The 10,230-nt window shown below is 57.3% G+C and carries 12 protein-coding genes; 9 read left to right on the forward strand and 3 right to left on the reverse strand.

What is annotated here, in order from left to right:
• Positions 1-258 (reverse strand): transposase (locus AWU74_RS02535; protein WP_162504698.1); only part of this gene is annotated, 258 nt, incomplete at its 3' end.
• Positions 259-887: 629 nt separating this feature from the next.
• Between AWU74_RS02535 and nifH the strand changes: the two genes are divergently transcribed.
• From nifH to AWU74_RS02580, 9 genes are all read left to right on the forward strand, one after another.
• On the forward strand, positions 888-1,712 hold the full coding sequence (nifH, locus tag AWU74_RS02540; RefSeq protein ID WP_062327246.1) for a nitrogenase iron protein: 825 nt from the start codon (positions 888-890) through the stop codon (positions 1,710-1,712).
• A 114-nt stretch (positions 1,713-1,826) separates the two neighbouring features.
• Positions 1,827-2,144, forward strand: coding sequence for a P-II family nitrogen regulator (locus tag AWU74_RS02545; protein ID WP_062327269.1), 318 nt, complete (start codon positions 1,827-1,829; stop codon positions 2,142-2,144).
• A gap of 19 nt (positions 2,145-2,163) precedes the next feature.
• Complete coding sequence (locus AWU74_RS02550; RefSeq protein ID WP_062327249.1) at positions 2,164-2,535, forward strand: P-II family nitrogen regulator; 372 nt, start codon at positions 2,164-2,166, stop codon at positions 2,533-2,535.
• 20 nt (positions 2,536-2,555) lie between these two features.
• Positions 2,556-4,124, forward strand: coding sequence for a nitrogenase iron-iron protein, alpha chain (gene anfD, locus AWU74_RS02555; RefSeq protein ID WP_062327252.1), 1,569 nt, complete (start codon positions 2,556-2,558; stop codon positions 4,122-4,124).
• 9 nt (positions 4,125-4,133) lie between these two features.
• Positions 4,134-4,553: a Fe-only nitrogenase subunit delta gene (anfG, locus tag AWU74_RS02560; RefSeq protein ID WP_238580135.1), complete on the forward strand. Its 420-nt coding sequence runs from the start codon at positions 4,134-4,136 to the stop codon at positions 4,551-4,553.
• Positions 4,554-4,785: 232 nt separating this feature from the next.
• Entirely contained in the window at positions 4,786-6,174 is a 1,389-nt protein-coding gene (gene anfK, locus AWU74_RS02565) for a Fe-only nitrogenase subunit beta (RefSeq protein ID WP_062327255.1), read from the forward strand.
• A gap of 27 nt (positions 6,175-6,201) precedes the next feature.
• Entirely contained in the window at positions 6,202-6,768 is a 567-nt protein-coding gene (locus AWU74_RS02570; RefSeq protein ID WP_062327258.1) for a pyridoxamine 5'-phosphate oxidase family protein, read from the forward strand.
• Positions 6,765-7,760, forward strand: coding sequence for a hypothetical protein (locus tag AWU74_RS02575; protein ID WP_062327260.1), 996 nt, complete (start codon positions 6,765-6,767; stop codon positions 7,758-7,760). The genes AWU74_RS02570 and AWU74_RS02575 overlap by 4 nt, the downstream gene beginning before the upstream one ends.
• A 73-nt stretch (positions 7,761-7,833) precedes the next feature.
• Entirely contained in the window at positions 7,834-8,466 is a 633-nt protein-coding gene (locus tag AWU74_RS02580; RefSeq protein WP_062327263.1) for a Fe-only nitrogenase accessory AnfO family protein, read from the forward strand.
• A gap of 261 nt (positions 8,467-8,727) precedes the next feature.
• Here AWU74_RS02580 and AWU74_RS10015 read toward each other — a convergent pair.
• A protein-coding gene (locus AWU74_RS10015) for an IS5 family transposase (RefSeq protein ID WP_162504700.1) occupies positions 8,728-9,503 on the reverse strand; the annotation gives its coding sequence in 2 pieces (ribosomal slippage) (positions 8,728-9,125 and positions 9,125-9,503; 777 coding nt in all).
• 37 nt (positions 9,504-9,540) lie between these two features.
• Complete coding sequence (locus tag AWU74_RS02595) at positions 9,541-10,059, reverse strand: hypothetical protein (protein ID WP_062327265.1); 519 nt, start codon at positions 10,057-10,059, stop codon at positions 9,541-9,543.
• Positions 10,060-10,230: the final 171 nt, after the last annotated feature.

Here is a 10,230-nt window from a genome sequence, read left to right on the forward strand (position 1 = left end):
GTCCGCCAGTATTCTCCATATTCCCTTGTCCCGCCAGCGGCAAAACCGCTTGTGTATGCTGTTCCAGTTTCCGAATTCTGGCGGTATATCCCTCCACGGAGCGCCCGTGCGCGTCTGCCACGCTACCGCGTTAATAAACAAGCGGTTGTCTTTCGCCACTCCCCCGTGCTTCCCTGCCTGTCCGGGCAGCAGTTCTTTTATCCGTTCCCACGCCTCGTCGCTTATATCGTGCCGGTGAATGCCTTCATTTCTTTTCATGCTTCTATTTTACCTCTTTTCCTTTATCCAGTCCACACTACCTAGTACGGATAAGGCGTTCCTCGCGCTCCGCACGGGTAACGGTCGACTTTGCCGCCGCACGCGCGCGGCAAACTCTGCACAGAGGCGGGCGGCGAGCGGGGGAGAAGCCCCGCTTTTTTGTTGCCCGCCGTTCGCCTGCGTCAAAGCTGATAAGTTATAAGCGCGTTTGTCTTCCATAATATGATATGTGCCAGCGTTTGAGTTCGGCGCATAGGCTTCAGCCCGTTTATGGCGCGCGAGCCGCCCTTCAATTTCGCCTCTCTGTCTTCCGGTTATATACCTTTAATTGTGCGTACTGCAAAACGCCGCTATTCTCCGCTATTTCCCTTTTTCCGTCTTTCAGTATGTATTGTTTTATTGTGTAATACAGAGATTTATTTCAGACAATACAGTGATTGTTTGTTTTACACTGTTTTGTTTTATGGTGTTTTATTTATTCCGTTAAAATATATTTTGTATAAACAGTTATTTATCTTGACAAATTTATTTTATTTCAGTATGATAGCAAACGAAACAGATACAAAAAGAACATACAGTTATTTCGTATCTGTTCATCATGCCATATACTGTTATATACGGAGGCGAACATGAGAAAAATTGCATTTTACGGCAAGGGCGGAATCGGCAAGTCCACCACGCAGCAGAATACCGCTGCTGCCATGGCACACTTCTACAACCAGAAGGTGTTCATTCACGGCTGCGACCCCAAGGCGGATTCCACGAGGCTTATCCTGGGAGGGAAGCCGCAGGAGACGCTTATGGACGTCCTGCGGCAGGAAGGCGCCGAAAAGGTTACCAACGAGAAGGTCATTAAAACGGGATTCATGAATATCCGCTGCGTGGAATCCGGCGGACCGGAACCGGGCGTCGGCTGTGCCGGACGGGGGGTCATCACCGCCATAGACCTTATGGAAAACAACGGCGCGTATACACCGGAACTGGATTTCGTGTTCTTCGACGTGCTCGGCGACGTGGTATGCGGCGGTTTTGCCATGCCTATCCGCGACGGAAAGGCGCAGGAGGTCTATATCGTCGCGTCCGGCGAGATGATGGCAGTCTATGCCGCGAACAATATCTGCAAAGGACTGCTCAAGTATGCCAAGCAGAGCGGAGTGCGGCTGGGAGGAATCGTGTGCAACAGTCGGAAGGTGGACAGGGAACGGGAATTCCTCGACGAGTTTACCGCGGCAATCGGCACCACGATGATACACTTCGTGCCGCGGGACAACGTGGTGCAGAAAGCGGAGTTCAACAAGAAGACGGTAGTCGAATTCGATGCCGCTGAAAATCAGGCAAAAGAATACGGCGAGCTGGCGCGAAAAATCATGGAGAATAAGAACTTTGTCATTCCCAAGCCGCTTTCTATGGACGAGCTGGAAAAAATGGTGGTCAAGTACGGGATTCCCGACTAGTCGGCAGAGCGGAGGCGCGGCAGACTCCGTTCTCTTTCCGATTTTATGCCTGCGGCATTCGGCGCGCTATTTGCGCGTCCGCCGTATGCCGCAGGTTTTCAGAGGAGTGTAAAAATGAAAATGATTAGAGCTATCCTCCGCCCCGAAACGGCGGACTCGGTTGCGGACAGCCTTTCCGAAGCAGGCTTTCCCTCGATAACCAAAATTAACGCCTTCGGGCGGGGCAAGCAGAAGGGCATAACCGTCGGGAACATTCATTACGACGAGCTTCCCAAGATACAGCTTATGCTCGTCGTCGAAGACGCGGACGTGGAAAAAGTAATGAAAGTCATTCAGTACAAGTCGTATACGGGCAATATGGGCGACGGAAAGGTGTTCATCTCTCCCGTCGAGCGGGCATTCACCGTCCGCACCGGCTCGGAGACACTATGATGACCGGAAGGAGCACGCGGTGAAAGAGATAATCGCCATTATCCGCCCGAAAATGATAAGCAAGACAAAAATCGCGCTGGGAAATATGGGTGTCGACAGCATAACCGCTTATGCCGCTTACGGGCGGGGCAAACAGCGGGGAATCGCCGAAGAAGTGGATATCGCGTACCGCCCGCACGTTCTGGACGAAGCGGCGCACCGCGGGATGAAGTACGTGCCCAAGCGGTATCTGGCTATGGTGGTCAGGGATTCCGAAGCGGACGAGGTAGTAAAAACCCTCATTCAGACGAACCAGACCGGTCAGATTGGGGACGGCAAAATCTTTATGTGCCCCGTGGACGACGCTCTGCGGATTCGCACCAAAGAAACCGGAGACAGTGCCCTGATATAGCGGGGCAAAGAGAGGAGTACATGCCGTATCATTTATTCAAATGCAGCGAATGCATCCCCGAACGGGGAAAGCACGCAGTCATCAAGGGACCGGGGGAAGACCTGAGCATGGCGCTCCCGCTGGGATACCTCAACACGATTCCCGGCAGCATATCCGAGCGGGGCTGCGCGTATTGCGGCGCGAAGCACGTAATCGGCACCCCGATGAAGGACGTGATTCACCTCAGCCACGGTCCCGTCGGCTGCACCTACGATACGTGGCAGACCAAGCGGTATATCAGCGACAACGACAACTTTCAGCTTAAATATACCTTTGCCACGGACATGAAGGAAAAGAACATAATCTTTGGCGCGGAGCAAGTGCTGCGCTCGAACATCATGGAGGCGTTCAAAGCCTTCCCGCATATCAAGCGGATGACCATATACCAGACCTGCGCTTCCGCCCTTATCGGAGACGACATACAGGCGCTCGCCGACGAAATCATGGACGAGATGCCCGACGTGGATATATTCGTGTGCAACTCGCCGGGCTTCGGCGGACCAAGCCAGTCCGGCGGGCACCACAAAATCAACATTGCGTGGGTGAACCAGAAAGTGGGAAAGGTCGAGCCGGAAATCACCTCCGACTACGTCATTAACTATGTGGGCGAGTACAATATTCAGGGGGACCAAGAAATCATGCAGGATTACTTCAAGCGCATGGGCATTCAGATACTCTCCACATTTACCGGCAACGGCTCCTACGACGGGCTTCGCGCCATGCACCGGGCGCACTTGAACGTGCTGGAATGCGCCCGCTCCGCCGAGTATATCTGCAATGAGCTGAGGGTACGCTACGGCATTCCCCGTCTGGATATAGACGGTTTCGGGCACCAGGCGCTCTCGGATTCGCTCCGCAAGATAGGGCTGTTTTTCGGCATTGGAGACCGGGCGGAAGTCATAATCAAAGAAGAAACCGCCAAATGGGGACCGGAACTGAACTGGTACAAGGCGCGACTGGAAGGCAAGAAGGTTTGCTTGTGGCCCGGCGGCTCCAAATTGTGGCACTGGGCGCACGCCATTCACGCGGATATGGCGGTGGAAGTGGTGTCGGTGTACACCAAGTTCGGTCATCAGGGGGATATGGAAAAAGGCATATCCCGCTGCGAGGAGGGGGCGCTGGCAATAGACGACCCCAACGAGCTTGAAGGGCTGGAAGCTATGGAAACGCTCAAGCCGGACGTCATCTTTACCGGCAAGCGACCCGGCGAGGTTGCAAAGAAGATTCGGGTGCCGTACCTCAACGCCCACGCCTACCACAACGGCCCGTGGAAAGGGTTTGAAGGCTGGGTGCGCTTTGCGCGGGATATTTACAACGCCGTCTATTCGCCGATTCACCAGCTTGCGCTGCGGGACATTAGCAAGGACGAGATACCGACCGATCAAGGCTTCGTGACGAACCGAATGCTTTCAGACGCCGGACTCAGCGAAGAGATTCGGAACTCGGCAGAGCTTCGTCCCTATTCGGGGAAATACGACTGCGTCAGCCCCCTGCGGGACAAGACATATCCCCAGTTTCCGCGGGCGGAACGGCTTGCGGAAGCGGTATAGGAGGGCAACATGGCAGACACAGCGGTTGCGGCGGAAACAGCAGAAGTGCTGGGAGCAAAGCCGCGGAAAGAATACCCGAAGGACTACCCGATGAAGGAACAGGTGGACGCGCTGGTGGACTATATCATGAAGAACTGCCTCTGGCAGTTTCACTCCCGCGCTTGGGACCGGGAGCGGCAGAACAACAACATTCTGGGCATGACTTCCCGCCTCGTGCGCGGTGAATCGGTGAATCCGGCGACGGCGGAAGAGCGGTGCTATTGGGCGGACGCGGTCTGTCTTGCGGATGCGTTCAAAAGCCGCTTCGGGTGGCTTGCGGGACTGAGCGGTGAGGACAAAGGCGTCCTCATGCAGGGCGTCAAAGACCGAATGGATTTTCTTACCATAACCGGCTCCCTCAATCTTGAGCTGACGGACGTCCATTATTAAAAAGCGACGCAGGGTTTGACGCAGGAACATTCCCTGCCGCGCTGCACGAATGTTCTTCTTTGCAGAGGACAGTTTCGCACGGGACACAAAGGCGTGCCCGTAATCGGGAGGGGCAGGAGTGCCTGCCCCTCCCCGCCGGGGTTGCCCAGCAAAACCCGGAACAAGCCGTCTGGCGGCTTGCCGGATGCCGCCGCGTGTGCGGCGCACCGAATGTTTTTATGAGGAGTATTGTATGGCTTGCGAGATAAAGGAAAAGGAGCGCGTCGGGGTAATCAACCCCATATTTACCTGTCAGCCCTGCGGCGCACAGTACGCCAGCATCGGGATTAAGAACTGTATTGGCATCGTGCACGGTGGGCAGGGCTGCGTCATGTTTGTGCGACTGGTCTTCTCCCAGCATTTTAAGGAGAGCTTCGAAATCGCCTCGTCCTCCGTGCACGAGGACGGAGCGGTATTCGGCGCGCTGAACCGGGTGGAGGAAGCGGTGGACGTGCTTTTAATGCGCTACCCCGACGTGAAGGTCGTGCCCATAATCTCCACCTGCTCTACCGAAGTCATCGGAGACGACATAGACGGTGCCGTGCTGAAGCTGAACAACGGGCTTTTGAAGGAGAAATACCCGGGGCGCGAGGTGTACCTTATCCCCATACATACACCCAGTTTCGTCGGCAGCATGATAAGCGGCTACGACGTGGCGCTGCGGGAGTTCGTCAGCTACTTCGCCCGGAAAGGGGAGCCAAGCGACAAGATAAACTTTATTACCGGCTGGGCGAACCCCGGCGACGTAACGGAACTGAAGCATATCCTGACGGAAATGGATATCGAGGCGAACGTGCTTTTTGAAATTGAGAACTTCGACGCTCCGCTTATGCCTTCGGGCAACACGGTCGCCCACGGGGATACCACCGTAGAGGTTCTGCGGGACACCGCCAATGCGAAAGGCACCGTCGCCCTTAACCGCTTCGAGGGTGGACAGGCGGCGGCATTCCTTGAGCGGGAGTTCGGCGTTCCCGCGGTCATCGGACCTTCACCTATCGGAGTCCGCAATACCGACACGCTGCTCAAGCGTCTGAGCGACATGACAGGGAAGCCTATCCCCGAATCGCTGGTGCGGGACCGGGGAATCGCCCTCGACGCCATAAGCGATTTGACTCACATGTTTCTCGCAGATAAGCGGGTGGCTATCTATGCCAACCCCGACCTTGCTATCGGGTTGGCGCAGTTCTGCATGGATTTGGAAATGCTGCCCGTGCTGCTGCTCCTCGGCGACGACAACGTCGGCTACGCCACCGACCCGCGGGTGCTTGAACTCAAGGAGCACGCGTGGTTCGATATGGAGATAGTTACCAACGCAGACCTGTGGGTTCTGGAGGACCGGCTCAAGAACAAAGGGCTAGAACTGGACCTCATTCTGGGGCACTCCAAAGGGCGCTTTGTCTCCATTGATTACGGGGTGCCTATGGTCAGGGTCGGGTTTCCCGTCTATGACCGCGCGGGCGCGTACCGGTATCCGGTCGTGGGATACGGCGGTGCCACCGCCCTTGCCGAATCTATGGCAAACGCGCTTTTTACCGATATGGAATATAAGAAGTGCAAAGAATGGGTGCTCAACGTATGGTAGAATGGGCACGGAACAGGAGGCACGGGAATGGAAATCAGGTATAAGGCGCGAGTCTGCGCGGACAAAGAGCGAATCGAGCGTCTTTTGAGCGGGAGCAGGGTCGGCGTCCTCGGCTTGAACGCCGGGGACTACCCCTACGCCGTGCCGCTGAACTATATCTGGCGCGGCGGCTGCGTCTATTTCCACGGCGCGGGTTCCGGCAAGCGGGTAACGCTGCTGGACGAATCGCCGCGGGTCTGCTTCACCGTATACGAGGAATACGGCACGGTGAAGGACGACGTCCCGTGGCACGCGGACACCGCGTATCTGAGCGCAATGGTGTTCGGGCGGGCGGAACGGGTGCGCGACTCGGAAGAAGCCGCCGCCGCGCTGCAGCAACTGGTGGAGAAATTCATGCCGGGGTTCTTCAGCAACAGCCGTATTGCCGCTTCGTTTGTGGAAAAGTACCGTTCGTCTCTCGACGGGAATCCGGTGGCGGTGTTCCGCGTCAAGCCCGACGAGATTACCGCGAAGGAAAACCGCACGGAGCCGGAGAACCTGTTCCAGCCCGGCATGAAGAAGCGGGACGGCGCAGGCGCGGGAGGCGAAGGGTGAGCCTCCTGACCGGCAGCCGCGTCCTGCGGAACGACGGCACGCTGCCGGCGGCGCTGCGGGGAATCGCCAGCAGCGCCGCGTACCCGACCGGCGAGATGCACGAATGCCGGCTCAGGGAGGAGAACGTTATCTCGACGCCGTGCGGCGAGGTCGTCCCGCAATATTCGGCGCCGGACGCCCGGCAGAAAGAACTGAAGTCGCTGTCGTTCTACCGGAGCGGCAAGGCGCGGAGCGTCTGCCTCGACCGGCAGACCGAAGTGCGCACGCCCCTCGGCGCGCTGCCCGCAGAACTGCTCGTCTTTTATGAAAACGGCTCGCTGGACAGCGTATTCCCGTTGAACGGGCAGCTCGGATTCGGCTGGTCGGAGGAAGAGGAAGGGCAGCTTGCGCCGTACCGCGACTTCAGCTTTCCCTTCGGGCAGTTCCGCGTGAAAGTGAACGGCGTGCGGTTCTACGAGAGCGGCGCCGTGAAGAGCGTCATCTTCTGGCCCGGGGAAACCGTCAGCCTGAACACGCCGGCGGGGACGTTTCCCGCGCGGATAGGTATCCGTCTGTACGAAGACGGCGCGCTGCACTCTTTTGAGCCGGCGGTCCCTATCGAGCTCGACACCCCTATCGGGCAGGCGCTCGCCTACGACGTGAACGCCGTGGGGGTGGAGGCGGACCGCAATTCCGTCTCGTTCGACCGCGGCGGGAAGCTCGCCGGCTTCGCTTCCTCCGGCGACCTCGTCGTCAACAGTCCCCGTCAGGGAAGGGTGCGGCTCTCTTCGCTCACGCGGCTGGGGCTTTCCGACGACGTGCTGGTGAAGAACCCGCTCGTCTTTTCCTTCGAGGGGGACGCCGTCTCCGTCAGCGACGGCAAAAGCGCGTCGTCGTTTGACCTGCGGGAGTGCAAGTTCCTGCTGCTGCCGGACATAGACCCGGGCGCGGGACTCGGCTGCGGCGGCAGGTGCGGCAGCGCGGGAAGCGGCGGCTGTTCCGGCTGCGAGTAGCGCGTTCGGCGGCAGCCAAACGACCGAGTGCTTTGAATAAACTCGGCGTAGGGACAAGCGGGGAGGGCAAAGGTTGAAAATAGCGGCATTGCTCGACGCGGCGGGGAAAGCCGCGCCGTTTACCGAAGCGGGGACTATCTGTGTCTATGAGCGGCAGGGCGATTCGTGGGCTGCGGCACGGGAGCGCGGCTTTGCTTCCGCCGCGCACACGTCGGTGCGGGCGCTGCGCTCCTATATCGCGGAAGCCGCCCGCTGGCTGGGGGACTGCAAAGTCCTCGCGGCAAAACGCTCGCCGGGCTATTACCGCGTCGCCTTTGAAGGCTGCGGCGTCGCGCTGTGGGCAGCCGAGGGCGCTCCCCCGCAGTTCGTCAGCCGCATTGAAGCCTTCTATGAGCGGCAGGTCGGCGAGCCGGAAACGGAGCCGCGCGGGAAAGACGCCGCCGCTCCTGCCTATATCGTCCCCATTCCGGGCAAGGCGGGGCATTACGCGGCAGACCTCCGCGAGGTTATGGCGCACAGTACCGGCGTCAGTTCCCGCGAAGTGCTGCTGCCCTTCTTCAGCGAAACCGCCTTCAGCCGCCTCGAAATCGTCTGCGACCACGTCCCCAAGTGGTTCGAGCGCGAACTGGGGCGCTTCCGCCTGAAGGCGGTCTCGGAATCCAACGGGAAGCAGGTAAAGATATGCGTATACCCCGCGGGGAGATAAGGCGCTCGGCGGCAGCCGAACGACCGGGTTTTTGAGGGGACTGCCGCAAGCGCGTTCGGCTACCGCCGAACGACAGAGTTTCTTGAGGAGACTGTCGCACGCCTTCGGCGTGCTTACCGAGTGTGCGCCGCTTCGCTTACCGCACACTCGCGGCATATAAGGAAAGAATGGCGAACGGCATATAGGCGCGTCCCGCTTCTTTCCGCCTCCCCGCTCACGCGAGAGGCTCTCGTCCGCCTAGAACAGTGTCTCTGTCCCGCCCTAGGTAGTGTGGACTGGAAGATAGAGGAATAAACACCTGACATGAATGGCGGCGATGAAGGAAGCGGTGAGCTTTGCGTAGCGCGTGGCAATTCCCCGCCAGCGCTTGAGGGCGCGGAAGACGTTTTCAATGACGTGCCGCGCCCGATACAGTTCATGACTGTACGCTCTTTGCTCTTTCCGGCTTTTAACCGGAGGGATGACTGCTGTTATATCCGCTTCCTTAAGCATATCGAGCAGTTCGTTCGTGTCATACGCTTTGTCCGCAAGGAACGCTTCCGCCTCCAAACCCTCCATAAGGAGAGGCGCCTGGCTACAGTCCGCGACAGTACCGCTTGTCACAATGCCGCTTGCCGGCATTCCGTACTCGTCGACTACCAAGTGCAATTTGCTGTTCAGCCCCCTTTTGTGCGGCTAATGTCCTGAGTGCCGCCGCACGCCCCGCATGCGTCCGCGTGTGCCTTGATATACGTCGAATCTATCATAAAGATATCCCCGGCAGGCTCGCCTATTGCGGCGTCCGCCAGCGTTTTCCATATTCCCTTGTCCCGCCAGCGGCAAAACCGCTTGTGTATGCTGTTCCAGTTTCCGAATTCTGGCGGTATGTCCCTCCACGGAGCGCCTGTGCGCGTCTGCCACGCTGCCGCGTTGATAAACAGGCGGTTATCTTTCGCCGCTCCCCCGCGTTTCCCTGCCTGTCCGGGCAGCAGTTCTTTTATCCGTTCCCACGCTTCGTCGCTTATATCGTGCCGGTGAATGCCTTCATTTCTTTTCATGCTCCTATTTTACCTCTTTTCCCCTATCCAGTCCACACTACCTAGGATTATTGTCCGTCGTTCTATTGGTAATAGAAGCAACGCCGTCAGATGATACCGGTGTTTTTTCGCCGTTAACATAAATGGCAGAAAGCTTGGCATTAGCTTTGTCTACCAGCTTTACAGTAAGCTCTGTTGTTCCTCTGTTGGCATCGCCGTTTTTCGCTTCAACCTCTACCTGTACCGATTCCGCGTAGTAAACCGGTACTATTACGTGAGCATGATATTCATAGGGTATGCCACTTCCGGGTTCGCTGCTTAAATCAAAAGAAACCAAACCGTTTTCGGTTATTTTCGTGTGGATTTCGGCAGAATAAACATAATAATTGCCGCTGGATGATCCTAGTTCAACACCAGCAGAAGTTACCGTAGGAGAAATAGAAATTTCTTTTATTTCACCGCGAGAAGTCGTATAAACGACGTCCTGCGGTTTAGAACCGCCAAAATTACCCTCCTTCAATTTAAACCACAGCTTGGTCGTTGTCGCATGATCTCCCCCTATCCCGGCTCTCTGCAATTCCACCGGCTTATAGGGGGTATACTCGGGGGAGCCGGCACAGGTGCAGGCGGCGGCACTATCACATTGATAGTATCCGGCTCATTTTTGCACGCGCCAAACGCTCCTAATATCATAAAAGCAAACAGAGCCACAGTAAACTTTTTCATCATTTTTCCTTCCTTTCCTTAA

The sequence above is a fragment of the Treponema endosymbiont of Eucomonympha sp. genome, from assembly GCF_001028545.1.

Coding starts and splice junctions, on each gene's coding strand:
- anfK (WP_062327255.1), top strand. CDS start 4,786: ATGGCTTGCGAGATAAAGGAAAAGGAGCGCGTCGGGGTAATCAACCCC.
- AWU74_RS02570 (WP_062327258.1), top strand. CDS start 6,202: ATGGAAATCAGGTATAAGGCGCGAGTCTGCGCGGACAAAGAGCGAATC.
- AWU74_RS02545 (WP_062327269.1), top strand. CDS start 1,827: ATGAAAATGATTAGAGCTATCCTCCGCCCCGAAACGGCGGACTCGGTT.
- anfG (WP_238580135.1), top strand. CDS start 4,134: ATGGCAGACACAGCGGTTGCGGCGGAAACAGCAGAAGTGCTGGGAGCA.
- nifH (WP_062327246.1), top strand. CDS start 888: ATGAGAAAAATTGCATTTTACGGCAAGGGCGGAATCGGCAAGTCCACC.
- anfD (WP_062327252.1), top strand. CDS start 2,556: ATGCCGTATCATTTATTCAAATGCAGCGAATGCATCCCCGAACGGGGA.